The sequence below is a fragment of the Sphaerospermopsis sp. FACHB-1194 genome, assembly GCF_014696235.1.
Lineage (GTDB): Bacteria > Cyanobacteriota > Cyanobacteriia > Cyanobacteriales > Nostocaceae > Sphaerospermopsis > Sphaerospermopsis kisseleviana.
Genome location: NZ_JACJPU010000039.1, coordinates 18,370 through 42,602 on the forward strand (window position 1 = coordinate 18,370; position 24,233 = coordinate 42,602).

Consider the following 24,233-nt stretch of genomic DNA (forward strand, 5'->3'; position numbering starts at 1 on the left):
TGGCAAAGAAATTTTCAAATCTCCTCCTGACTCCTGACTCCTGACTCCTGACTCCTATGCCCTCACGGAAAGACTTTCTCAGCAAACCCTAAGTAATAGATGCAAATAAGATACCCGCTTTCTTAAAGAAAGTGGGTATCTGGGTTTGATCGTTCTAAGTTAATGCAGGTGCGATCGCTTCAGAAAGATACTTATTCGCCGCCTGCTTCAAAACCTCTACCTTATCAGTCCGTTCCCAAGGTAAATCTAAATCAGAACGTCCCAAGTGACCATAAGCTGCAACGTCCTGATAAAAACGTCCGCCTCTTTCACTAGGTAAGTTGCGTAAATTGAAAGTGTGGATAATTCCTGCTGGACGCAGTTCAAAGTTATCTTTGACTAATTGCAGTAAGATTTCATCATCAACCTTACCAGTGCCAAAGGTATCCACAAAAATACTTACAGGTCTGGCTACACCAATAGCATAACTTAACTGGACTTCGCATTTTTCAGCTAAACCCGCAGCCACAATATTTTTCGCCGCATAACGAGCCGCATAAGCCGCAGAACGGTCTACCTTTGTGGGGTCTTTACCAGAGAAAGCACCACCACCATGTCGGGAATAACCACCGTAGGTATCAACAATGATTTTCCGTCCTGTCAGTCCAGAATCTCCTTGAGGTCCACCAATCACAAATTTACCAGTGGGATTGACTAAAAACCGTGTATCCTCAGTTGGTTTAACTGCAATATCGCCAAACACAGGCATGACTACCGCAGTCCACAGGTCTTCTTTAATCTTAGCTTGCACCGCCGCATCATCCGTAATATCCCCAATATTAGGTGTATGCTGGGTGGAAATTAAGATTGTATCAATACCTACAGGTTTACCATCTTCATAAACTACGGTAACTTGGGTTTTACCATCAGGTCGCAAGTATGGCAAATCTCCAGTTTTCCGCACTGCTGCCAATCTTCGGGCAATGCGATGAGCTAAACTAATGGGTAAAGGCATCAATTCTGGTGTTTCGTTACAAGCAAAACCGAACATGATACCTTGATCACCAGCACCAATTTTATCAAATAGTTCTTCACTATCAGCACTACGGGTTTCGTGGGCAGTATTTACACCTTGGGCAATATCCGGTGACTGCTCATCCAAAGCTACGAGTACACTGGCACTATTGGCAGAAAAGCCGTTAACTGCGTCAGTATAACCAATTTCCGCGATTTTTTTACGAGCCAGATTGACAAAATTTACATTGGCTTTTGTGGTAATTTCTCCAGTAATTAATACTAATCCAGTATTAACAACTACTTCAGCCGCCACCCGGCTACTAGGGTCCTGTGTCAACAAAGCATCCAGAATAGTATCAGAGATTTGATCACAGATTTTATCTGGATGACCTTCAGTTACAGACTCGGAGGTAAATAAATAGCGTCGAGACAAAGGAAAATCCTCCTGGAATAACTGGAATAATTTTATTCACTGACTAAATTTGGTTATTTTAGTTTCAGCTACTCATTTCTCAAATCATAACCATATTGACACAGAGAACAGGGAACAGGGAACAGGGAACAGGGAAAAAATTTACTTTCTCCACAACAAAAAAGGGGTACACCCACAGATGCAACCCCTTTTTGTGTTTAACAACATTGCTGGTTCTAGACTTGAGCCGCTAACTTTGCTTCCTTAGCTGTCAATTGTTCATAAACAGCACGCATTTTTAAACCTGTCAACACTTGGAACAAACCAGTTCCATTATTAGAACCTGGATATTCACGGTGTTGCAGTAATAAGTGAGTCATCTCACCTGTGTATTTGGTAGATGTGTTGCTCAGATGGTTTTCGATGTAAATTACTTCGTCCAGGTTGTCAAACTGACCATCTACTTCTAAAACAGATACATAACGACCGTAGTACACATCAGAACCGTAGTAAAGCTGCATACCAGGGTAAGAACAGGTCAGTTTGCGTCCACAAGGAGTCCACTGAATGGTTGAACCTTCATCAAACAAGTATGCTGGATCAAACCCTTCCTTACCTTCTTTTTGTAACATCCGTACCCGCAATACTTTGCGCTCGGTATCATTTTTGATCAAGTTTGTGGGTAATACCTGTAAAACCACATCCGCAAATTCTCTTTGTGGTTCAATGAACTTTTCAAAGTCAGGTTTACGAGAATTGATTTGGGCTAATACATCTTCATAGCGGTGTCCACGTTCCGCCATATCTCGTTGAATCTTCCAGGCAATTTTGACTTCATCACTGATGTCAAAGTAAACACTGAAGTCTAGTAAGGCTCTCACCCGCTCATCATATAGAGGATGCAGCCCCTCAACTACTATAATGTGGTTGGGCTTAATCCGTTCTGGAGGATCAATCATGCCGGTTTCGTGGTTATAAATCGGCTTATCAACGGCATTACCTTCTTTTAGAGCTTTGATTTGCTCATACATGAGGTCAAAATTGTTTGCCCTGGGATCGAGTGCAGTGATACCAGTTTCTTTGCGTTGTTTACGATCAAGGCAATGATAGTCATCCAAGCAGATAACTGTCATTAATTCTTCACCAAATAAGTCGATCAACCGACGCAAAAACGTAGACTTACCGCACCCAGAGTCTCCAGCTACTCCAATCAATACCACGCGTTCCGGCTTACTTGTCATAAATCTCCTCTAAATACTAAAAAGATGACCAAATCAATATTTTTTTCACACAACAGATTTTTGAAGCTAGAGGTTTTACTCTAAGGGTAAAACCCTGCGTTCTTTTTATCCAGCATAAATACAGCATATCAGGGTAGTGATCAACATAGTCCTGTTAACTACTGATTTCTACTATCCTGAGTTCTGGACTGGTAAGTATTTAATCCTAGTGGTATACTAGATTTTAACAGAAAGATGTATTTTGTAACAGGCGTTGCTGTTAAAAACAATTGAATGGTGTAACAGTCTTATTCAACCATATTTTAGTTGACAATCGGCAACAGCAAACAGGCAATATTGATCTTTTTCCTAGCTCCTGGCTTCCGACTCCTGAATTCTCACATATTTGCCTGTTGAAAACTACTAAAGGGTATGTATAATCAGAAAAATAATAAATTTAAATAAATTATTTCGTTTTATAGCGTAAATAATGACTATTATATGTTATTAGGAGAAGCAATAAGTATGTAATTAGTAAAAAAAAGTTTAAATTGATTTACTATTAACATTCTGTCAAAGACTTATCATCTACCTTAGAAGATGAACAGGTGTGTTGGATACCATACCTAATATAGTCTTTGCCGAGTGTACTGAGCAGGGCATCATTTTCATGATGCTGTTTTCTCACATTGTCAGTTTTATGCTTTTATGCAACGAAAATCCGGTAAACTTAAAGCTGACAATATGATGGGAATTTTTTTGATAAACGGTTAAGTAAATATTGGAGTGGTAGAACGAATGTACAATCAAGGTGCTGTTGAGGGTGCTGCCAACATAGAATCAGGTAGCCGCGTCTTCGTATACGAAGTGGTGGGTCTGCGTCAGAATCAAGAATCTGATCAAACGAACTACCCTATTCGTAAAAGTGGCAGTGTATTCATCAGAGTACCTTACAACCGCATGAATCAAGAAATGCGAAGGATCACTCGTCTAGGCGGTAAAATTGTTAGCATTCAGCCTATATCGGTGCTACAGCCAGTTAATGGTCAAGGAGCCGTAGACAGTGCTAACAGAGAAGTCAGCGAGCCAGTGACACCTGTAAATGCTAACAATGAGGAGATTGGTAAAGACGCACCCGTGAGTACCAGTAGCGAAGCCAAAGGTTTCGCTAAACCATCTAAGGATAAAAAAGGTAACACGATGACTCAAGCGAAAGCCAAACACGCTGATGTTCCTGTGAACACTTATCGTCCTAATGCTCCTTTTATCGGTAAGGTAATCTCTAATGAGCCGTTAGTAAAAGAAGGCGGAATTGGTATTGTTCAGCATATCAAGTTTGACTTGACAGGTAGTAACTTAAACTACGTAGAAGGTCAAAGTATTGGTATTATTCCCCCTGGTATAGACAAAAAAGGCAAGCCCGAAAAGCTGAGGCTTTATTCTATTGCTTCCACTCGGCATGGTGATGATGTAGACGACAAGACAGTATCATTGTGTGTTCGTCAATTGGAATATAAAGATCCAGCAAGTGGCGAAACAGTTTATGGTGTTTGCTCTACCTATTTAACTCAGATTAAACCCGGTGATGAAGTAAAAATCACTGGTCCTGTGGGTAAGGAAATGCTATTACCTGAAGACACTGATACTAATGTAATCATGTTAGCTACAGGGACAGGTATTGCTCCTATGCGTGCATATCTGTGGCGGATGTTTAAAGATGCAGAAAGAGCAGCCAACCCAGAATATCAATTCAATGGATTTGCTTGGTTGCTGTTTGGTGTACCTAAGACGGCAAACATTCTCTATCATGAAGAATTGGAAGAGATGCAGGCTAAATATCCTGATAACTTCCGTTTGACCTATGCTATCAGTCGGGAACAACAAAACGCTCAAGGTGGCAGAATGTACATCCAAGACCGTGTAGCAGAAAACGCTGATGAACTGTGGCAGTTGATTAAAAATGAAAAAACCCATACTTACATCTGCGGTTTACGTGGTATGGAAGATGGTATTGATGCCGCTTTGTCCGCTGCTGCTGCTAAGGAAGGTGTGAACTGGAGTGATTATCAGAAAGGCATGAAAAAAGAAGGCCGCTGGCACGTGGAAACCTACTAATGTGGTCAATGCTCAATAGTAATTTAATTCCAAATTCTCAGCTTTAAGTTTGTAGGTGGGGCGATGCCCTGCCTACAATTGTTTTGTGTATATCGTTTGGGCGCAAAATCTGTGGGTGTTAAACTAGGAATATTAGGATTAGGTACTGTGGGAACGGGGACTGTACAATTGTTGCAGGACTTGGAAGGTCGTCACCCACTGTTGCAGGAAATCGAAATTTATCGCGTGGGAGTGCGATCGCTTGATAAACACCGAGATGTAGAACTAGCATCGGGGGTAGTGACTACGGATCTAGAAGCAATTGTCAATGATCCAGATATAGATATAATTGTGGAAGTCATGGGAGGATTAGAACCAGCGCGATCGCTGATCCTCACTGCTATTAAAAATGGTAAGCACGTAGTCACAGCTAACAAAGCTGCTATTTCCCGATTTGGGGCAGAAATATTTACCGCTGCCAACGCATCTGGGGTATATGTGATGCTAGAAGCTTCTGTTGGTGGTGGTATCCCTGTGATTCAACCCCTCAAACAGTCTTTAAGCGTTAATAAGATTCATACTATCACTGGCATTGTTAACGGTACAACTAACTACATCCTTAGCCGGATGCAAACGGAAGGCGGCGACTTCAACGATGTTTTGGCTGATGCTCAACGTTTAGGTTATGCAGAAGCTGACCCTACCGCTGACGTTGATGGCTTGGATGCGGCTGATAAAATTGCTATTTTGGCATCTTTAGGTTTTGGCGATCGCATCAACTTGCAAGATGTCTATTGTGAAGGCATTCGCCAAGTCAGTAAGACCGATATTACCTATGCTGCTAAATTAGGATTTGTGATTAAATTATTGGCGATCGCCAAAGGCCAAATCGGTGATAATTCTCAGCTATCAGTGAGAGTCCATCCTACTTTAGTACCCCAAACTCATCCTTTAGCTAGTATCAATGGTGTTTATAATGCCATTCTTGTGGAAGGAGAACCCATTGGCCAAGTGATGTTTTTTGGACCTGGTGCTGGTGCTGGTGCTACTGCTAGTGCTGTCTGCTCAGATATTTTAAATCTGGTAGCGGCGTTGAAAACTAATACCCCCAAAGTAAATCCCTTATTAGCTTGTGGACATCAACATTACTGTCAAATAGCGCCAATTTCTGAACTTGTTACCCGATTTTACACTCGTTTCCTCAGCAAAGACCATCCCGGAGTCATCGGTAAATTAGGAACTTGCTTTGGTAAATATGGCGTGAGTTTAGAGTCAGTCGTACAAACCGGTTTTCAGGAAGAATTAGCAGAAATTGTCGTTGTCACCCACGATGTGAAAGAGGGCGACTTTAGACAAGCTTTAGCTGAAATTCAAACCCTGGAAGCAATAGATAGCATTCCTAGCATTTTACGAGTGCTTTGAAGAGATAGGTGACTGGGGACTGGTGACTGGGGACTGGGGACTGGGGACTGGGGACTGGTGACTGGGGACTGGGGACTGGGGAAGAAAATTAAAAGTCAAAAGTCAAAAAATAGGGAACAGGGAGCAGCGAACAGGGAACAGGGAACAGGGAGCAAGAAATATTTATTTTGCTCCTGCCTCCTGCCTCCTGCCTCCTGCCTCCTGCCTTTTGCCTCCTGCCTCCTGACTGCTTAAAAATTAAGATTCCGAAGAGTCTTTACCTACAACTTGTGATTTGAGGGTTGTAATTTCACTGGTTAACTCTTGCCGAGTTGAAGCTTTGAGTAAATAGCGATACACAAACCAGGCAGAATAACCAATACCAATCAATTCAAAGGTAGGTGCTACCAAGGGAATACCATTGAGAGAATCTAGTACAGCCAGTAAAACCTTAACAGTGACAATTGCTGTAATCACTAAACCAATGCTAATTATAGGCTGCTTGTATTGATTAAAGAAGTTACCCACATAGTCAGGTAATGTGCCTAAAAAGCCAGAAACTTGCTGCCCATATTTGAGCCATTGCTCTTGAGACTGTACAGGAGGCTGTAGTTTGGTGATGCTTCCTGCTTGGGTGTTGATATCTGGGATTGTTGTTTCTTTTGACTTGGTTTCTGTATATTCTGGTTCTTGCATTTTCACTTCCATAATTTTGACAGTGGAGTTTTCTTAATCCTCACTATTCTGACCACAAGACTGTTTACTAAGCAATGGACTATTTCTCACTATTAAAGCTATATTCAGCCAGATTCGTCAATTGGCTTTTTCATCTTGATTTTAATATGTAACAATTTTTAGGTTTGTTCAAATAGACTAGACATTATTGACGCTCCCCACCTTAAAAGGACGGGGATTCTTGCTTCAATGAGCAACCATGCCCAAACTTGTTACCAAATCTGGGTAGAGGGTCATCTCTCCACAAGCGTTAACACTTCGGCTTCGCTCAGTGTAAAAAGTTTCCGTCCGCCCGACGGTACTTAAATCATAGCCTGTCTGTTTTAGTGCCTTCGCTAAAATATTGATTGCAGCGTTGTGGTCCCGATCAAGAACACACCCACAGTTACAAACATGAGTTCTAACTGACAGTGATTTTTTGACAATTTCTCCACAATTAGCACAATTTTGAGAAGTATATTGTGGTGTAACTGGTACAACCACACGCCCGTAAATCTTCCCAAAATATTCTAACCATTGAGTAAACAGCGACCAACTAACATCACTAATTGACTTGGCTAATACGATAAAGTATCTCCACCAAGTTACGATAATTTATCGGGCGTGGTTTTGGCTCACTCGATTTTCTTATAAGTCCATGCTATTATCTGGAAAAGAATGATTTAATCCTGTTATCCAAAAGGATAAATGATAATTTAATCATATTTAAAGTCATTATCAAGGTTAAACTTGGTTGGTGATATTTGTAGGAAGGTTAAGAAAATGCTGGGATACCAGATCAAAAGCTTTACCTTGTTGACAAAAGTTGGGAAAGCAAAAAAGTGTCAACTCAAGAGCCAAAAATAGATGAACTTCCAACAATAGAATTTCCCTCCCGTGGGAAACTTAAAGCTAGTTCATGGCGTATCCATCAAAAAATTGGCTATGGCTACTTTGTAGCTATTGGAATAGGCTTTTTTGGTTCCTTGACGGGGTTAGTGCTGGCCAACTACTACCGAGGCAGAGAAGTCCGACAGTTCCATCAAGCTAAACAGCAAGAACAACTACTGAATAATTATAAAAATGCCATATTTGAGGCACAGTTGCATAGCGCGAATTTAGTGGCTGTTTTAGAAAATACACAAAAGCGAACCCAGAAAAAAGATGAATTACTGACTTCTTTTGCTGAAGCTCAAAAATTAGACACAAAAATCAGCGCATATATTAGCAGTAAGCCCGAGACTTTAGCTGCCAATAGCAACACTTTACAAACTTTATTATCAGATTATTCTAGTAATTTTAAAGCTTATATTGAGCAAGTAGAAAAAATTTTACAAAAACTTGATAATAATGCTTTACAGTCTGAACAAGTAGAAACTGTACGCAAAGAGTTACTGGAAGTTATGAACAGTAACACTGTCGAGGATCTAGATAATTTATCAAATAAGTTGACGAGAATTTTAAGAACGGCGCAAGAACAAGAACAGGATAGGCAAAACGATGTAGAGGAAGCGAGATTTGTAGAAAGAACAATTTTTATAGTCAGTATGCTGCTATCTGTGGCTATTGCAGCTGTGGTAGCTTGGCGTACCAGTCGAGCGATCGCTGAACCTGTAATTACTGTCACTCAAGTAGCTGAACAAGTGGCCAAAAAATCTAATTTCGATTTACGCGCTCCCATCACTACTGATGATGAAATTGGCTTGCTGGCTAAATCTCTCAATCGCTTGATTGAGCGAGTATCTGAACGCACTAAACAACTCGAACAAGCCAAAGAATTAGCTGAAGCTGCCAGCACAGCAAAAAGTCAATTTCTCGCTAATGTCAGTCACGAGTTACGCACACCGTTAAATGCAGTTATTGGTTTAAGTCAACTTTTGCAAGATGATGCTGCTGATTTTGCTGCATCCCCAGATTTTATCACTGATTTAGAAACTATCAATTCTGCCGGTAGACATTTACTAAAACTCATTAACGATATCCTGGATGTGTCAAAAATCGAAGCTGGGAAAATGACTCTTTACCCAGAGACATTTGATATTACAAATTTGATTAATAATGTTGTTCTCACAGTTAAACCAGCTATGGAAAAAAATGGCAATACTTTACAGGTGGACTGTGATGATAATCTAGGGACAATGTATACTGATCAAACCAGGATGCAACAAATATTATTAAACTTACTCAGTAATGCGGCTAAATTTACCACTAACGGCAAAGTGACTTTGACGGTTAAGCATGAAAAAATCAAATTACGTCAAGACGCGCCCTTGAGTGTAATTAGTTTTACTGTAACTGATACAGGAATTGGAATGTCCCCTAGTCAGCAGCAGCAGCTATTTCAACCTTTTACCCAAGGAGATAATTCCACTACGAGGAAATATGGCGGTACTGGGTTAGGATTGGCTATTAGCCGTCATTTTTGTCAAATGATGGGGGGTGAGATTATTGTCAAAAGTCAGCTTGGTGCTGGTTCAACCTTTAAAGTCAATTTACCTTTGACGGTGCAGGTGACAGGTGACAGGTGACAGGTGACAGGTGACAGGTGATGGGTGATGGGTGATGGGTGATAGAGTTAAGAGTTAAGAGTTAAGAGTTAAGAGTTAAGAGTTAAGAGTTAAGAGTTTGTTGGAATCTGATATTTCTTGACCCAAGTTGCTGAGGATATTGTAGTCTGACCAATAGCTACAATTGATAAATGTCATTTTACAGATATCACTGCATCGCTCTTTCACACACCTATGACTACAAATATTGATTTTCTCAGCCATCTTAACCCCAGTCAACGCATAGCAGTTGAACACTATTGCGGACCGTTATTAGTTGTCGCTGGTGCGGGTTCTGGTAAAACTCGTGCGCTTACCTACCGTATCGCTAATTTGATTCTGCAAAACCGTGTTAACCCTGAAAACATTTTAGCGGTGACTTTCACTAACAAAGCTGCACGGGAAATGAAAGATAGGATTCAAAGGTTATTTGCTGAACAATTAGCAATTTCTCAACATGGTCAAAAGTTTGATTTATTACCAGAATATGAACAAACTCAATTGATATCTAAAGTTTATCGCACTACTATCAAAAATATGTGGTGTGGCACTTTTCATAGTCTTTTTTCTCGCATTCTCCGCTTTGACATCGAAAAATATCAAGATGAAAAAGGACGACGTTGGAATAAAAACTTTTCCATTTTTGATGAGTCTGATGTCCAAAGCTTAATCAAAGAAATTGTTACTAAAGAACTTAATTTAGATAGTAAAAAATTTGATCCTAAATCTGTGCGTTACGCCATTAGTAATGCAAAAAACCAAGGTTTATCACCCCAGGAATTTGAACGGGAACATCCAAATTATCGGGGTCGGGTAATTGCTGATGTTTATAATCTTTACCAAGATAGATTAGCACAAAATAACGCTTTGGATTTTGATGATTTAATTTTAATCCCCACGAGATTATTTCAACAAAATGAACAAGTTTTAGGTTATTGGCATCGCAAGTTCTGTCATATTTTAGTAGATGAATATCAAGACACAAACCGCACTCAATATGAATTGATTCGTCTGTTAGTAACTAATGGTGAAAACAGAAAGAGTGAGTGGAATTGGCAAAATCGGTCTGTGTTTGTGGTGGGTGATGCTGACCAATCTATTTACAGTTTTAGAATGGCTGATTTTACCATATTACTTGAATTTCAACAAGATTTTGGCGATGGTTTAGAGGATGATGATACCAGAACAATGGTAAAATTAGAAGAAAACTATCGCTCTTGTGAAAATATCCTCCAAGCTGCTAATGAACTAATAGAAAATAACACCCAACGTATTGATAAAATTCTCAGAGCTACACGGGATGCAGGGGAAGCAATTTATTGTTATAAAGCAGATGATGAAATAGCAGAAGCAGATTTTGTGATTAATCAAATTCGCACTTTAGAACATCAAAACCCGGAATTAAATTGGGGTAGTTTTGCTATTCTTTATCGCACTAACGCCCAATCTCGACCTTTTGAAGAATTATTAGTAAAATATCAAATTCCTTATACAGTTGTCGGGGGAATGAAATTTTATGACCGCAAAGAAATTAAAGATGTTGTTGCTTATTTAAGAGCAATTAATAATCCAGCGGATACTGTTAGTTTATTAAGAGTTATTAATACTCCTCGTCGGGGAATTGGTAAAGCTACTATTGACGCTTTGATGAATGCTTCCCAACAATTAGGTACAACTTTATGGGAAATATTAAGTGATGAAACATCAGTAAATACTTTAGCTGGACGTGCGGCTAAGTCTGTCAATGGTTTTGCTAGTATAATTCAGAAATGGCAAGAACAAATTACAAAAATTCCCGGTTCTGAGATTTTAGAAGGAATTTTAGATGATTCTAACTATATTCGGGATTTGATGGAACAGGGAACGGATGAAGCTGATAATAGAATCAGTAACGTCAAAGAATTGTTTAACGCTATCACTCAATTTGAAGACGATAATAAAGGTGATGATATTTCCTTGCAAGCGTTTTTACAAAGTGCGGCGTTAAGTTCTGATTTAGATAATTTAAAAGAAGGACAAACAGCAGTTTCTTTAATGACTTTGCACGCTTCTAAAGGTTTAGAATTTCCTGTAGTATTTTTAGTTGGGTTAGAACAGGGTTTATTTCCTGGTTATCGTTCTTTGCAAGATCCCGCATCTTTAGAAGAAGAGAGACGTTTGTGTTATGTGGGGATAACACGCGCTAAGGAAAGATTGTATTTATCCCATGCCAGAGAAAGAAGGTTGTATGGTACTAGAGAACCAGCTTTGCGATCGCAATTTTTGGAAGAACTACCCCCAGATTTATTAACCACCAAACGGAAAAATACCCGTACTTTCACTAAATCACCATCAGCAAAAACAAATAATCAAAGCATATCAGAAAATTGGCAAGTAGGCGAAAAAGTATTACATAAAACTTTTGGTATTGGTGAAATTACTCATGTCTTTGGAACGGGTAATAAGATATCTGTAGCGATTAAATTTGCTAGTTTAGGTCAAAAAATAATTGATCCGAAAGTAGCGCAGTTGCAAAGGATGGAATAAAAGGGACTGGGGACAATTGACTGGCGCTTAGAGATATTATCTTACCTCAATTTATAAATTTCACCTCTATTAACTAATATCTCTGCTGTTAATAAATCCTTAACAGTTGCTAACAAAATCCGACGAGAATCAACTTCAAATAATACTGATATTCTATCAAATCCTGCTGCGCTTGGAGGGTTAAGTTTTGCTACACATACCTGTTGATGTTGGGTATCTAAGGAACGGTAACTTTCTTGATGTTGGAGAGTGCTAGAAGTCATTCTACCTGAAGCGTCAAAAGCTATTTCTGTTTGTGTCATATCACCTAATTCCCCAATATCTAAACGAATTTCTGTTTGTCCATTATTTGCTGTTTGTAAGGTTAACCATTGGGAACTTTGACAAGGATATTTTGTACCTTTGGTAAATATAGGATGATAAATATAACTTTTGCTGTAATTATCCCATAAACGAATCGCATAACTATGACGCAAAAAATCATCTATTTCTGTAATTTGCGTAATTGCTAACGCACCATGACATACAGCATCAAAGGGTTTATTTAATTTTACCTTACTTTTACCAAAATAAGAAATAATTAATTGTTGAACTGCGGGAATTAAACAACTTCCTCCTACTAATAAAATCTGTTCAATATCATTTTTAGCAATACCTTTTCTGAGTGCAAAGGTTAAAACCTCATCTAACACATCCCGTAACTGTTGTAAAAATTGTCGATATTCTAAAATTTCTTCTAATTTTTCACGGGTAATTTTTAACTCATAAGACATAAAAGATTCATCATCAAACCAACTTTCGGAAGCAGTTTGATTTTTAGAAAGTTGAATTTTTAAACGTTCAGCAATTTCTAAAAGATTTTGATAACTGATTTTACCAACTTGTTCAGGTGTGAGATTTTGAGAACGTAAATAATCATCAACTATCCAAACATCAATATCTTCACCACCTACATAAGCTTCTGATTTGGCTAAAACCTCAGCACGTAAGTTATGATTATCATGGGAATTATTAACAGTTCTCACTAAACTTAAATCCAGAGTTCCCCCACCAAAATCTACAACTAAAATTAATTTACCAGGAGATTTTACAGCATAACCTAAAGCTGCGGCGGTAGATTCATCTATAATAGAAACATGGGGAACATTTAATTTATTACCTAACTCTCGAAACCAATCTAAATAACGTTCAAAAGCACCAACAGGAACGGTAAAAACTAAATGACTAGGTTCTATATTCTGCTGTTTAATTTCCTGCCAAATAGTTTGGATAAACAACTCAGAAACAGCAACAGAATTATAACTAATTCCATCAATTTGACGTGGTGGTGGTTGATAATCTCCAGCTAAATCACGTTTAAACTTTTTAAATAATCTTTCTGGGGGATAATTTTGAGAAAGTCCTAAACGTTGACTTCTCACACCTTCACCTAATATAATATTATGACCTGATTTAATAAACATTAAACTAGGAATAACCGGATATTCTAATCTTTCACCTTGAGAAGTAACACCCACAAATACACGGGATAAATTAGGGAAACGTAAACTTTTAGGTTGTTGGGTATCAACTTCTAAAATACTAATTACAGTATTACTCGTACCAAAATCAATTGCAATAGTAGTCATAAATTTAGGAGTCAGGAGTCAGGAGTCAGGAGTCAGGAGTCAGGAGTCAGGAGTCAGAATAATAAATCAATATAATTAACTTCTCTTTATCTTCTTTGCGTCTACCCTTCGGGATCTCCTGACGGAGATTGCGTTTTTGCGTGAGATATATTCAATTATTATTAAAACCTCCTGGTAAAGTGCGACTAACTTTTGCAGGATAGAGAACTTGATCACCATTTTGATAACCAATAAACCGAATATAAACTAAATCACCTTCTTGAATATCATCACTATCAGCTTGATGTATTTGGGGATTATAATTAACCTGTTCCCAAGTTTCCCCAATCACAGTATAACCCCAACTGTCCATTAAATTATCTAAAGATGTAAATAGGGAAACGATATTTTTAGCAGGTAAGTCAGGTTTTGTTAAAGCCATTTTTTTGACTGTGGGATAATTACTAAGTAAGGTTTGCAGTTGGGTAAAGGTTTCATTTTGAAAATCAGTTTTTAATTGTTGAGATTGTTGTTTTAATTCTTCCCGCAGTCGTTGACATTGTAACTCTAAATCTTTGATTTTCTGTTCTGTATCTGTTGAGGTGGTAGGTTTATGATTAATAGATGTATTTTTTTGAGTATCGGGAAATAGGAAACGCAAAATAATATAAATAATGATAGCGAGAATTAGACCAAAACCGATATGATTAATTTGTTCTAGCATATTATTTATTGATTTTAGTGATGTTGATGTAGTTAGTTTATTATTCTCGTTCCTCGTTCGCAGTCTCCAGACTGGGAATGCTATTTTAGAGGTTCTACCTCTATTTTATAACGAGGCAGAGCCTCTTTTTGCATTCCTTGTCAGAGACAAGGAACGAGGAATGATTAATTATTGTTGTTGTAAAGTTTGATTTTCAGCGATATTAATATTCTCTTCTCCTTCGTAATATTCAGGTAATAATTCCTGAGATTCTATTTCACCTAAAGATTTTTCTAAACTTTTTGTAGTTTCCACACAACTAGAACCTGTGGCATTTAAAACCCGTTCCACAATTTTACCATCTTTACCAATGCGATATTCAATCTTTTGATATTCTGCCATGATGATTTTTCCTGGTTGATAATAAACAAACAACATCTAAACCCATTTACCAATAACAACCCGCACCGTACCATCTGCTAAAACTTCCTCTTCCTCTACATTAAAACCCTCAGTTTGTATGGTTTCCATCAAAGTTTTATGGGCGTATGTTTGACTAATTTTATTAATAAAATCTTGTTGATTAATTTCCGCACCCCAAAAATCTGCAACTAATTCATAAATTCCTCCCTGTTGACGAAAACCTAAATCATAACCATTAGCTTGTTTAATCACATATTCAGCATTGGTTTTATTACCCATATAACCACGAACCTGAGAATTTAACTCAACTTGATAACCTAACTCTTGCAATATTTGATAGAGAACATCACCATTTTTAATTTGTACTTTGATAGTTGTAAAATGAGACATAAAAAATCAACTCCTTTTTTCATTTATGAATTATCAATTGTCAATTATCAATTATCAATTATTTAATCCACCTCCAACGGACCCAAACCTTGCTGCTGAGAATAAACCTTTAACTCTTCCATTAACAGTGTATCAATAGAAGCCGTTCTTGCGCCAGCTTCCGCCGCCCAACGTTTTAAACTGGTAATTTGTTCCTTAGCAATAGCCGCCAAAGGTACAGTTTCCGATATGGCATCTAAAATATCTTCTGTGTTAAAATCTCGCCTATTTCCAGCAACCAAACTACCAAAAGCGCGGTGCATACCATCAATAATTACTTGTTGAATTTCTGCACCGCTAAAGTTTTCGGTATTTCTGGCAAGTTTCTGTAAATCAAATTCTCGCAGTCGGGAAGGGCGAACTTTTTGAATGTGGACTTTAAAAATATCATGGCGTTCATTTTCTGTAGGTAAATTTAAAAAGAATATTTCATCAAATCGCCCTTTTCTTAATAACTCTGCTGGTAATATTTGCACATTATTAGCAGTAGCCACCATAAACACCGGACTGGTTTTTTCTTGCATCCAAGTTATTAATGTTCCAAATACTCGGCGCGATGTTCCTGAATCACCATCAACCCCGCTATTAATATTACCAAATGCTTTATCTATTTCATCCATCCACAATACACAGGGTGATATTGCTTCTGCTAATTGTATCATTTGGCGAATGCGATTTTCACTTTCTCCGACTATGCCCCCAAATAATCTACCCACGTCTAAACGTAACAGTGGTAAACGCCATTCATGGGCGATAGTTTTGGCTGATAATGATTTTCCTGTTCCTTGTATTCCTACTAATAAAACGCCTTTCGGGTTGGGTATGCCATAACGTCGTGCTTCTTCGGTAAAAGCATCTTGACGCATTCGCACCCACTGTTTAAGATTTTCCAAACCACCGACGTTTTTTAATGATTCATTGGCGGTGTAAAATTCTAAGATTCCGGTTTGGCGAACTGCTTGTTTTTTCTCTTCTAAAACTCGATCAATATCTGTTTCGTTGACTTGTCCTTTGGCTGCTAAAGCGGCGGCTAAAACTCTTCTAATTCTGGCGCGACTTAATCCTTGACAGGCTTTGATTAATTGTTCTTTTCCTAGTCCATTTAAGTTAAGTTTTTCGGGGACTATTAATTGATGAATTAAATAATCTATTTCTTGGATGTTGGGTAAGGGAAAATCAATTACTGTAATTTCTTCTTGTAGTTCTGGGGGAATGGTTAAAGTATGACTGGTGAGGATGAGGGTTTGGCGTGTGCGTTTGAGTTGACGGGTGAGGTTTTTGATAGCACGAATTACGGGAGCATTTTTTTCAGTGTCGGGGTTTTTGAGGATAAAATGTATGTCTCGCAATACAAAAATTGTGGTTGTATTTTCTGGGGTTTTGGTAATTCTTGATAATGCACCCATGACTGAACCTTTATCAGTTCCGTTGTCATCCCAACCGGTGACGATATCCCATAATAATAGTTGTCGTGGTGTCTGGGATATTTGGGTGAGTTGTTGGAGGACTTGTTCTATTGGTTCTTCTTCGACTCCGACTATATATAGTAGGGGATAGCGGGCGCGAAGCATGAGGTCTATTTGTTGGAGTAGTTGTTGATGGGGGTTATTCATTATGTATAAATAGGGGGATTAGTTGTTAGTTGATTGGGTTTTTATTTCGCGCAAAGATGCAAAGAATAAGATAAATGTCTGATAGCGTAGCGTGGCGTTAGCCATATCAGGATAACCAGGATTTGAGGATGTACAGGATGTGATTGTTTAATTATTGGTTAGTTGTTGATGATTAGTATAGAGAAAAGTGAATATTTATGAAGTGAGATGGAAGAATAAATATATGAATCTCATCTATCAACCATCAAATTACAATCCTGTCAATCCTTTAATCCTGGATATCCTGATTCAGACAAAAAAATTTTCACTGCGCGAGATAGGTAAGACAAAAAAAGAGCAAGAAGGCAAAAGCGCATAGTGCTACTAAGTCCTCGCCACACCACTACACACAACCCTAAAACCAACAGTGCCGTACCTGCTAGAGAGGGAGGGGCTGTAGTCGCGAGAAGCAGAACAGCAATTCACAGAACGGTTGCCCCACGAACCACCGCGCAGCAGCCTATAATTCACAGAACGGTTGCTCCACGAACCACCGCGCAGCACCTTATCGGTATTTTCTTTAGTGTCTAGCCATGCGCTTCCATCTGTCAGCGCACCTTTATAGCTATTATGCCAAATGTCTTGACACAACTCCGAGACATTGCCGTGCATATCGTATAAGCCAAAATTATTCGCTACTCCAAAGCTGCCTACTTCTGTTGTTGCTTGTCGGTAAATTCCTTTAAAATCTAATTTACCATCATAGTTAGCTAAATCCGTTGTAATCGTCTCTCCAAAGTGGAATGGTGTTGTTGTCCTCGCTCGACAAGCATATTCCCATTCAGCTTCACTAGGTAATCTATAGTTTTTTCCTGTCCTTTGACTGAACTTTTCACAGAAAGCTATTGCATCATTCCAACTAACTCTTTCAACAGGACGATTACTACCATTGAAAAAAGAAGGGTTAGTTCCCATAATAGCTTGATATTGTGCCTGTGTTACTGGATATTTTCCCATGAAGAAACTAGGAACAGAAACCTGATGTTGGGGACTTTCTTCATTATTATGATAATTTTCTGGTGAACCCATCATAAAAGTACCACCTGGAATTGCAGCCATTTCCAATTTTACACCATTACCCAAATCTTCTATGAAATATCTGGCTATACGCGGCTGTCGTTGAATGATTTCCCCACATTCATTGACTGTGACTACTTCAATTTGTTCTAGTTTTAAACCTTCTTGATTAGGTTTTTGTAATATTTGTTTAATTCTTAGTTCTGTTCTTTTCTTTAATATTAAATAAGCCGCATTTTGAATATCCCAAGATTCATCCTTTAAACCTGCAATTACTAAATCTAAACCCTGTTCTCCATAATTCAATGCTTGCTCAAGTGCAGCAATTCTCACCTTGGCATCTGGATTTTTCAACCGTAACTTTACCCCATCAATACCACCTAAAACCGCCGCACTTTCTAGTGATGGACTATTACCACCAAGCACAGCATCGTATTCTCGCGGTTGTTGTGGATTATTCATGATTGGTTAATAGTTGGTTTCATGTATACTGTATCTAAAATAGCATATTTGAGTAACTTTGTTATTTGTTTACATAATTTTAATATTGTCTGAATCAGGTGGTTATCGAGTTTCGACTACGCTCAACTACCGCGACTTGTACTGAGCGACATTGAGACAAATAGAAACTTGACGAAATTGAAAATATAGCCTAATATAAAGAGTTTAAGAAGTTCCAAGAGTAAGAGGGTAAAAGCGCCAATAGCTACTGAGTCCTGGAAGATACGACTACACGGAAACCCATGATGAAGCTCCTAATGTTAAAATATTATATCAGGATGTCTATATATTTATGGGTAAAAAATATGACATTAAACAAATTGATGCCATTGCTAGAGAATTTAGTATGTCAGAGAAATTAAGAAAAGCATTTGGTAAATTTATCGAGATAGAAAAAAGAAATGGTTATGGTGGAACTTTAAATGATAGAGGTGATTTTACATATCAGGAACTTAGACAAAAAGCTAAAGAATTTTTAGAGGATATTGATTATGACTCCTAAAACATCTCTTGCTAATTCTATACAAAATCTGAATCAAATTATTCAACCAATTATCGGCGAAACTTGCCATCAAATTGGATTTAGTTATGGTGATGAATTAATATTAGACTTTGGTGAAATGCAACCTTATAATCATCCTAAGTTAAAACACTTAAACAAAGGAAGCTGGCAACTTTTCACTAGGGCAACACCTTGGAGTTTAACGTTCGGAAATCTTCTGTCTGGAATTCATTCATTTATTTTAGATATACACCCAAATAATGAATTTGTTGAAAGATTGTTACAGCAGTTAGAAAATACAAAGCTGACTAATTTTGCCCTTGGTGGCAATCATGATTTTACACTCACTTTATCATTTGAGGGTGAGGATAATTGTAATTATAAATTTATTTTAGAACCAGATTTAGAAGATGATTCTGGTCTTGCTTACTGGGAATTATTAATGCCAAATGAGCAAATTTTGATAGTAGGACCTGGACAATTTTGGGAATGTAAATCAATTCATGAATGTGATTAATTTTGACTTTACTGATCTATCTAATTCTACACCTTCAATTAGATCATGAGCAGCTTCCGACATTTATATACTTTCAGCCTTAACTTGTCACCAATAACCCCAACCCCCTTCCCGCAAGCGATGAGGGGGATTATGATAAGCTGTTACACAGCTAAATTGTATCATCCTAATATTATTCTAAACTTTGTCCACTTTCTAAATGAGATATTTCGCTTTGCGATAACTCCAAACTAGCAGCTAATTCTGATTGTGATAAACCCAATTTTTTACCTAATTGTTGAAGTGTAATTTCTTCTAACCTTATTTCAGAAGTTCTTGTAGCAATAATTTCTTTTCTTTCTTGAGAAAGTTGATTTAATTCTTCAGATAAAGTTGTATATTTTTTCATGATTTTTCTTCCTTGAGTGTCTGCAAATATTCTCTATACCGTTCATCTGCTATGGGAATATTTTCTTTATACCATTTTTTATTACCAGCTTTGTTACCTCCAACTAATAAAATCGCTTGTCTTTTAGGATCAAATGCAAATAAAATCCGCCAAGGTTCTCCTTGATATTGAATACGCAGTTCTTTCATATTGCTGAAATCAGAACCTTGTAAAGTATCAACTCTTGGTCTTCCTAAACTGGGTCCAAATTCTGCTAAAATACCTAATACAGCAAATGCTTCATTTTGAAATCCCTGTTCTTGTTGATAAAACCAACTTCTAAAATCTGGATCGAATATTATATTCCATTCCATAAATATAATTAACTTATTCTATTTTATCTCCATCAGTAGTACATTAATCTGAATCAATTTTTTGTTTGATATGTCCTCTATTAAATATACCATATTTGGGTAATTTTGCTAGTTGTTTAGATAAATTCAATATTGTCAGAATCAGGATGTCCAGGATTTAAGGATGTACAGGATGTGATTGGATGATTATTTGTTGTGTGATGAAAGTTGTGGTTGTCTGAATCAGGATGTCCAGGATTTGAGGATGTACAGGATGTGATTGTTTAATTATTGGTTAGGTGTTGATGATTGTTATAGGGAAAGGTAAATATTTATTAAGTGTGATGTAAGAATCAATACATAAACAACAGTGATTAACCATCAAATAATCATCCTGTTAATCCTATAATCCTGGGTATCCTGATTCTGACAGTTGACAGATTATAATTAAAATACAGTACAATATTGCCTATAACCTAGTAAATGAAATAAACAATTATGAATGTACAACTTGTTGACTCGCTTGTAGAAATTGTTTCCAAATTAACTCCCGAAGATCAAGAACTTTTTTTATCTAAACTTTCTCATAGAAATATAATTCCATCAGCAGAACAACAAAATTTAACATCAGCAGAAAAAGCCGCAAAATTTCAAGAATGGTTATCTCAATTTCCTCAAAGTAGTATTACCCTATCAGATGAAGCATTGCGTCGAGAAAATATTTATGATGATAGAGGGATATGAAAAGCTATTTACTTGATACGAATATTATTCTTAGATTTGCAAATTCTCAATCTCAGGAATACAATCTGATACGGAATACTATTTCTGAAATTTTATTACGAGGTGGTCAATGTTTTATTACCTCTCAAGTAATCATTGAATTTTGGGTTGTTGCTACTCGTCCTGTCAATGTTAATGGCTTAGGATGGACTGTAGAACAAACAACTCAAGCAGTACAAATGTTAATAAGTCAATTTGATTTACTAGCAGAAACACCAGATGTATTTTCTATTTGGTTGAACTTAGTAACAACATATAATATTTCTGGTAAACGAACTCACGATATACACATATTAGCAGTGATGATTGCTCATAATATCAGCCATGTTTTAACTTTAAATCCCAAAGATTTTATAGATGTTCCTGAAATTACAATTATTCATCCTCAAAATATTAATAGCTAAGAATATAGCATATTATTGTCAGAATCAGGATGTCCAGGATTTGAGGATGTACAGGATGTGATTGTTTAATTATTGGTTAGGTTTTGATGATTGTGATAGGGAAAGGTAAATATTTATTAAGTGTGATGTAAGAATCAATACATAAACAACAGTGATTAACCATCAAATAATCATCCTGTTAATCCTATAATCCTGCTTATCCTGATTCAGACAAAAGGTTAATTTTTATGAAATTACTGTAATAATCAATACATCATTCACGTCTAGTAATTATCAAATAATCATCCTGTTAATCCTCTAATCCTGGTTATCCTGATTCAGACAAAATATTAAGTTAATACTCATTAACCATCAAAGAATCATCCTGTTAATCCTTAAATTCTGGTTATTCTGATTCAGACAATATGTTACAATCGGAATAGAGGTAAAAGCAAAAATTCCGTAATTAAATTGATCAGAAAAGACAATGCAACAAATTAATTTTGATGCTCGTGTAGATGAAAATGGTTGTTTATATCTGAAACTTCCCCCAAATTTTGCCGGGATGGAAATAACAGGAAAACTTTTATATCAAGTTCATCCTATTTCCTTACCCAATCACAAAGAGAATAAAATTGATATTAATCTTGTTCGGAGTATTTGTCATCAGATTAGAAATTTACCAGTTCTTGATAGCAGAACTCCTGATGAAATCATCGGTTATAACGAGTTTGGAATCCCAGAATAATGGTTATTGATACTTCTGCTATCATGGCAATTATTTATGCTGAACCTGAAGAATTGATATTTATTGAACTTATTAACAAAAGTGCAGAATGTTTACTTTCTTCTCCAGGTTATGTAGAAGCATCCATTGTTTTAGGTACTAAACATGGTCAGCAAGGTGTAGAAAATCTTAACTTATTAATTGCAGCATTGTCTATAACTATTGTACCTTTTACTGTAGAACAGGCACAATTAGCAAGTGCAGCATTTTTGAAATTTGGTAAAGGCCGTCATCCCGCAAAACTGAATATGGGAGATTGCTTTTCTTATGCTTTAGCAAAATCTAACAATCAACCTTTATTATTTAAAGGTAATGATTTCATTCACACCGATATTGAGCAAGTTAATTATTAATTGATGCTATATTTGATGTAGAAAATAATCATCCTGTTAATCCTTTAATCCTGGTTATCCTGATTCAAACAATATGTTACAATTTGAATTAAGAGAAACAGGAGCATAAAACTATGCCATTAATCAAAATACCAAAACATTATCTTGTATCTCAAGATGAAGATTCAATTACAGTAGATGTACCAGAATCAATGTTATCATATTGGCAAAAAGACTATGAAAAAATTAGTAAAGCTAAAGGTATTTTAAAACATAAAAAATCAGCTATGTTAGCTCATTTAGATCATCTGCGTCAGGAGTGGGATAAATGAGATATCTTTATGATACAAATATTTTTATCTACTATTTAGCTGATGATATAATAGCTGATTCATGGTTTGCAGAAGAATTTGTTAATGTACACGAAATTCTACTTTCACCGATTATCCGCATTGAATTACTGAGTTTTACTGGCTTATCAAAAGAGGAGGAACAGTCTATTGAAAATTTACTATCTCAGTTTAACACAGTTCCATTATCACAAGAGATTGAAAATAAAACCATCCAATTAAAGCGAAATTACAAAATTAAACTTCCTGATGCAATTATCGCTGCTACAGCAATAAATCAAAACGCTATTTTAGTAACAAGAAATATTAGTGATTTTCAGGCAAGTACAGAATTAAAAATAGTAAATCCTTTTGCTAATTGATTAATCCTATAATCCTGGTTATTATCTCGACTTACTTCGACATAGTTCGACTACGCTCACTAACCGCTCAGTACAAGTCGCGGTAGTTGAGCGTAGTCGAAACTCGATAACCACCTGATTCAGACAAATGTAAAATTTTGACTTTTGACTTTTGACTTTTGACTTCCCGATGGGAGTCCTGATTCAGACAAAATATGAAGTTAATAGTCATTTGTTAATCCCATAATCCTGGTTGTTATAGATTTGGGACAAGGAGAAGCAGAAGTATTAGCATTAGGATTACCTCCGTTTCATCTTCGCACCAATATCAGCAGGTTTACCAAAATACGGGTAACTTGTCACCAAAATATCTACCCCTGTGCTGGCATAATTCCTGACATTTTCTAAATTAATTCCACCTGCTGCTGCTAATTTTAAACCTGGATATTTCTGCTTTAATTCTGTAACCAAACTACCTAGTTCTACAGTAGGAATTTTATCAAATTGAATTAAATCAACTCCTGCTTCAGCCACCATCCAAGCATCGGTTTCTGTTTCCACTTCAATAGCAATTTTTTGTTCTGGAAATCGTTTTCTCATTTGGTTGATACGTTCACTTATTTCTGCAATACTATCTATAAATAGTAGGTGTTGTTTAAAAATCAAAACTGTTTCTGAAAGTCCTAAACGATGGGGAGTAGCACCACCAGCTAAAATTGCTTTCATGGAAATAATTCTCGTACCAGGAAAGCATTTGCGAGTGGTGACAACTGCCACATCAGAATTTACATTTTTAGCAGCATCAACCAATTCTTTTGCACGGGTAGCAATACCAGAAGCGTATTCCATTAAATTTAACGCTACTCTCCAACCAATATGTAAAGCTTCCGCACAACCACTAGCTTTGAGAATTAATTGCTGTGATGTTAAACAAGTTCCACTTTCTAGTAAATATTCAACTTTTGCACCGCATTTTTCAAATACTCTTGCTGCTTCTTCTGTTGCACAAATAGTCATGGTGTGACGGGTAGAAAATTCAATTTCTCCTAATTCTTTACCTATATTTAATCCATAGGTAGTTAAATCGAGAAATGGGACATCTTCTGCAATTAATTGTGCTATTTCTTCATCAGAAAAGAACATTCTCATATCAGATCCGTTGGAATAGTTATATTATCTGTGAGGGTAGTCAAAAGGCAAGAGGCAAGAGTGAAGAGGAGAAAGTTGATTATCAGTAATTAACTGGACTTGATATCATTTATTTTGTCCGTTGGAAT

The 24,233-nt window shown here is 36.9% G+C and carries 23 protein-coding genes and 2 pseudogenes; 12 read left to right on the forward strand and 13 right to left on the reverse strand.

The window, feature by feature from the left end; translation table 11 throughout:
- Positions 1-154 precede the first annotated feature (154 nt).
- Together metK and H6F45_RS19500 are read right to left on the reverse strand one after the other, a co-directional pair.
- Positions 155-1,429 carry a methionine adenosyltransferase gene (gene metK, locus H6F45_RS19495; RefSeq protein WP_137668883.1) on the reverse strand — a complete coding sequence of 425 codons (1,275 nt, stop codon included), beginning with the start codon at positions 1,427-1,429 and terminating at the stop codon, positions 155-157.
- Positions 1,430-1,644: 215 nt separating this feature from the next.
- Positions 1,645-2,649, reverse strand: coding sequence for a phosphoribulokinase (locus H6F45_RS19500; RefSeq protein ID WP_096565751.1), 1,005 nt, complete (start codon positions 2,647-2,649; stop codon positions 1,645-1,647).
- A 777-nt stretch (positions 2,650-3,426) separates the two neighbouring features.
- On the opposite strand from H6F45_RS19500, the gene petH reads away from it, so the two are divergent.
- Positions 3,427-4,743 carry a ferredoxin--NADP reductase gene (gene petH / locus H6F45_RS19505; RefSeq protein ID WP_190348133.1) on the forward strand — a complete coding sequence of 439 codons (1,317 nt, stop codon included), beginning with the start codon at positions 3,427-3,429 and terminating at the stop codon, positions 4,741-4,743.
- Between the two features lie 111 nt (positions 4,744-4,854).
- Positions 4,855-6,144, forward strand: coding sequence for a homoserine dehydrogenase (locus H6F45_RS19510; protein WP_190348149.1), 1,290 nt, complete (start codon positions 4,855-4,857; stop codon positions 6,142-6,144).
- Positions 6,145-6,381: 237 nt separating this feature from the next.
- Here H6F45_RS19510 and H6F45_RS19515 read toward each other — a convergent pair whose 3' ends face one another.
- Positions 6,382-6,819, reverse strand: a complete 438-nt coding sequence (locus H6F45_RS19515) for a CAAD domain-containing protein (protein ID WP_096572570.1) — start codon at positions 6,817-6,819, stop codon at positions 6,382-6,384.
- 225 nt (positions 6,820-7,044) lie between these two features.
- Positions 7,045-7,419 (reverse strand): annotated as a pseudogene (locus tag H6F45_RS26690) (transposase); the annotation flags it as partial.
- Between the two features lie 209 nt (positions 7,420-7,628).
- Between H6F45_RS26690 and H6F45_RS19525 the strand changes: the two are divergent.
- Both H6F45_RS19525 and pcrA read left to right on the forward strand, forming a co-directional pair.
- Positions 7,629-9,365, forward strand: a complete 1,737-nt coding sequence (locus H6F45_RS19525) for an ATP-binding protein (protein WP_190348150.1) — start codon at positions 7,629-7,631, stop codon at positions 9,363-9,365.
- Positions 9,366-9,578: 213 nt separating this feature from the next.
- Positions 9,579-11,909, forward strand: a complete 2,331-nt coding sequence (pcrA, locus tag H6F45_RS19530; RefSeq protein ID WP_190348134.1) for a DNA helicase PcrA — start codon at positions 9,579-9,581, stop codon at positions 11,907-11,909.
- Positions 11,910-11,950: 41 nt separating this feature from the next.
- Here pcrA and H6F45_RS19535 read toward each other — a convergent pair whose 3' ends face one another.
- The 6 genes and pseudogenes from H6F45_RS19535 to H6F45_RS19560 all read right to left on the reverse strand — a co-directional run.
- Positions 11,951-13,537 (reverse strand): Hsp70 family protein, encoded by a 1,587-nt coding sequence (locus tag H6F45_RS19535; RefSeq protein WP_190348135.1) that lies wholly within the window; start codon positions 13,535-13,537, stop codon positions 11,951-11,953.
- Between the two features lie 151 nt (positions 13,538-13,688).
- Entirely contained in the window at positions 13,689-14,240 is a 552-nt protein-coding gene (locus H6F45_RS19540) for a molecular chaperone GrpE (RefSeq protein ID WP_190348136.1), read from the reverse strand.
- A gap of 168 nt (positions 14,241-14,408) precedes the next feature.
- Positions 14,409-14,657, reverse strand: a complete 249-nt coding sequence (locus H6F45_RS19545; protein ID WP_242052682.1) for a DUF2997 domain-containing protein — start codon at positions 14,655-14,657, stop codon at positions 14,409-14,411.
- Positions 14,658-15,032, reverse strand: a complete 375-nt coding sequence (locus tag H6F45_RS19550) for a DUF1257 domain-containing protein (RefSeq protein ID WP_190348137.1) — start codon at positions 15,030-15,032, stop codon at positions 14,658-14,660. It lies immediately after the preceding gene.
- Between the two features lie 62 nt (positions 15,033-15,094).
- The gene (locus H6F45_RS19555) at positions 15,095-16,684 is read right to left on the reverse strand and encodes an AAA family ATPase (RefSeq protein ID WP_190348138.1); all 1,590 of its coding nucleotides are present in this window, start codon (positions 16,682-16,684) and stop codon (positions 15,095-15,097) included.
- Positions 16,685-17,047: 363 nt separating this feature from the next.
- Positions 17,048-17,881 (reverse strand): annotated as a pseudogene (locus H6F45_RS19560) (formylglycine-generating enzyme family protein); the annotation flags it as partial.
- 652 nt (positions 17,882-18,533) lie between these two features.
- Here H6F45_RS19560 and H6F45_RS19565 point away from each other — a divergent pair.
- Together H6F45_RS19565 and H6F45_RS19570 are read left to right on the forward strand one after the other, a co-directional pair.
- On the forward strand, positions 18,534-18,743 hold the full coding sequence (locus tag H6F45_RS19565) for a hypothetical protein (protein ID WP_096565774.1): 210 nt from the start codon (positions 18,534-18,536) through the stop codon (positions 18,741-18,743).
- On the forward strand, positions 18,733-19,260 hold the full coding sequence (locus H6F45_RS19570; protein WP_190348140.1) for a hypothetical protein: 528 nt from the start codon (positions 18,733-18,735) through the stop codon (positions 19,258-19,260). The genes H6F45_RS19565 and H6F45_RS19570 overlap by 11 nt, the downstream gene beginning before the upstream one ends.
- Positions 19,261-19,432: 172 nt before the next feature.
- On the opposite strand, the gene H6F45_RS19575 is transcribed toward H6F45_RS19570, so the two are convergent.
- Together H6F45_RS19575 and H6F45_RS19580 are read right to left on the reverse strand one after the other, a co-directional pair.
- Positions 19,433-19,648, reverse strand: coding sequence for a helix-turn-helix domain-containing protein (locus H6F45_RS19575; protein ID WP_137667004.1), 216 nt, complete (start codon positions 19,646-19,648; stop codon positions 19,433-19,435).
- Positions 19,645-20,001 (reverse strand): type II toxin-antitoxin system RelE/ParE family toxin, encoded by a 357-nt coding sequence (locus H6F45_RS19580; RefSeq protein WP_137667005.1) that lies wholly within the window; start codon positions 19,999-20,001, stop codon positions 19,645-19,647. Before H6F45_RS19580 ends, H6F45_RS19575 begins: the two co-directional genes overlap by 4 nt.
- Before the next feature lie 477 nt (positions 20,002-20,478).
- Between H6F45_RS19580 and H6F45_RS19585 the strand changes: the two genes are divergently transcribed.
- The 6 genes from H6F45_RS19585 to H6F45_RS19610 all read left to right on the forward strand — a co-directional run bounded on the left by H6F45_RS19585 (position 20,479) and on the right by H6F45_RS19610 (position 22,977).
- A complete protein-coding gene (locus H6F45_RS19585) occupies positions 20,479-20,724 on the forward strand; it encodes a hypothetical protein (protein ID WP_190348141.1) in 246 nt (81 codons plus the stop codon).
- Positions 20,721-21,167, forward strand: a complete 447-nt coding sequence (locus tag H6F45_RS19590) for a type II toxin-antitoxin system VapC family toxin (RefSeq protein ID WP_190348142.1) — start codon at positions 20,721-20,723, stop codon at positions 21,165-21,167. Before H6F45_RS19585 ends, H6F45_RS19590 begins: the two co-directional genes overlap by 4 nt.
- A gap of 466 nt (positions 21,168-21,633) precedes the next feature.
- Positions 21,634-21,894 carry a hypothetical protein gene (locus H6F45_RS19595; RefSeq protein WP_096565780.1) on the forward strand — a complete coding sequence of 87 codons (261 nt, stop codon included), beginning with the start codon at positions 21,634-21,636 and terminating at the stop codon, positions 21,892-21,894.
- The gene (locus tag H6F45_RS19600; RefSeq protein ID WP_096565782.1) at positions 21,894-22,286 is read left to right on the forward strand and encodes a type II toxin-antitoxin system VapC family toxin; all 393 of its coding nucleotides are present in this window, start codon (positions 21,894-21,896) and stop codon (positions 22,284-22,286) included. The genes H6F45_RS19595 and H6F45_RS19600 overlap by 1 nt, the downstream gene beginning before the upstream one ends.
- A 113-nt stretch (positions 22,287-22,399) precedes the next feature.
- Positions 22,400-22,597 carry a hypothetical protein gene (locus H6F45_RS19605; RefSeq protein WP_096565784.1) on the forward strand — a complete coding sequence of 66 codons (198 nt, stop codon included), beginning with the start codon at positions 22,400-22,402 and terminating at the stop codon, positions 22,595-22,597.
- The gene (locus H6F45_RS19610; RefSeq protein WP_190348143.1) at positions 22,594-22,977 is read left to right on the forward strand and encodes a type II toxin-antitoxin system VapC family toxin; all 384 of its coding nucleotides are present in this window, start codon (positions 22,594-22,596) and stop codon (positions 22,975-22,977) included. The genes H6F45_RS19605 and H6F45_RS19610 overlap by 4 nt, the downstream gene beginning before the upstream one ends.
- Positions 22,978-23,256: 279 nt before the next feature.
- Here the strand turns inward: H6F45_RS19610 and modD are convergent, their stop codons facing one another.
- Complete coding sequence (modD, locus tag H6F45_RS19615) at positions 23,257-24,099, reverse strand: ModD protein (RefSeq protein ID WP_190348144.1); 843 nt, start codon at positions 24,097-24,099, stop codon at positions 23,257-23,259.
- Positions 24,100-24,233: the final 134 nt, after the last annotated feature.

Coding starts and splice junctions, on each gene's coding strand:
- H6F45_RS19500 (WP_096565751.1), bottom strand. CDS start 2,649: ATGACAAGTAAGCCGGAACGCGTGGTATTGATTGGAGTAGCTGGAGAC.
- petH (WP_190348133.1), top strand. CDS start 3,427: ATGTACAATCAAGGTGCTGTTGAGGGTGCTGCCAACATAGAATCAGGT.
- H6F45_RS19515 (WP_096572570.1), bottom strand. CDS start 6,819: ATGCAAGAACCAGAATATACAGAAACCAAGTCAAAAGAAACAACAATC.
- pcrA (WP_190348134.1), top strand. CDS start 9,579: ATGACTACAAATATTGATTTTCTCAGCCATCTTAACCCCAGTCAACGC.
- H6F45_RS19535 (WP_190348135.1), bottom strand. CDS start 13,537: ATGACTACTATTGCAATTGATTTTGGTACGAGTAATACTGTAATTAGT.
- H6F45_RS19540 (WP_190348136.1), bottom strand. CDS start 14,240: ATGCTAGAACAAATTAATCATATCGGTTTTGGTCTAATTCTCGCTATC.
- H6F45_RS19545 (WP_242052682.1), bottom strand. CDS start 14,657: ATGTTGTTTGTTTATTATCAACCAGGAAAAATCATCATGGCAGAATAT.
- H6F45_RS19550 (WP_190348137.1), bottom strand. CDS start 15,032: ATGTCTCATTTTACAACTATCAAAGTACAAATTAAAAATGGTGATGTT.
- H6F45_RS19555 (WP_190348138.1), bottom strand. CDS start 16,684: ATGAATAACCCCCATCAACAACTACTCCAACAAATAGACCTCATGCTT.
- H6F45_RS19565 (WP_096565774.1), top strand. CDS start 18,534: ATGGGTAAAAAATATGACATTAAACAAATTGATGCCATTGCTAGAGAA.
- H6F45_RS19570 (WP_190348140.1), top strand. CDS start 18,733: ATGACTCCTAAAACATCTCTTGCTAATTCTATACAAAATCTGAATCAA.
- H6F45_RS19575 (WP_137667004.1), bottom strand. CDS start 19,648: ATGAAAAAATATACAACTTTATCTGAAGAATTAAATCAACTTTCTCAA.
- H6F45_RS19580 (WP_137667005.1), bottom strand. CDS start 20,001: ATGGAATGGAATATAATATTCGATCCAGATTTTAGAAGTTGGTTTTAT.
- H6F45_RS19585 (WP_190348141.1), top strand. CDS start 20,479: ATGAATGTACAACTTGTTGACTCGCTTGTAGAAATTGTTTCCAAATTA.
- H6F45_RS19590 (WP_190348142.1), top strand. CDS start 20,721: ATGAAAAGCTATTTACTTGATACGAATATTATTCTTAGATTTGCAAAT.
- H6F45_RS19595 (WP_096565780.1), top strand. CDS start 21,634: ATGCAACAAATTAATTTTGATGCTCGTGTAGATGAAAATGGTTGTTTA.
- H6F45_RS19600 (WP_096565782.1), top strand. CDS start 21,894: ATGGTTATTGATACTTCTGCTATCATGGCAATTATTTATGCTGAACCT.
- H6F45_RS19605 (WP_096565784.1), top strand. CDS start 22,400: ATGCCATTAATCAAAATACCAAAACATTATCTTGTATCTCAAGATGAA.
- H6F45_RS19610 (WP_190348143.1), top strand. CDS start 22,594: ATGAGATATCTTTATGATACAAATATTTTTATCTACTATTTAGCTGAT.
- modD (WP_190348144.1), bottom strand. CDS start 24,099: ATGTTCTTTTCTGATGAAGAAATAGCACAATTAATTGCAGAAGATGTC.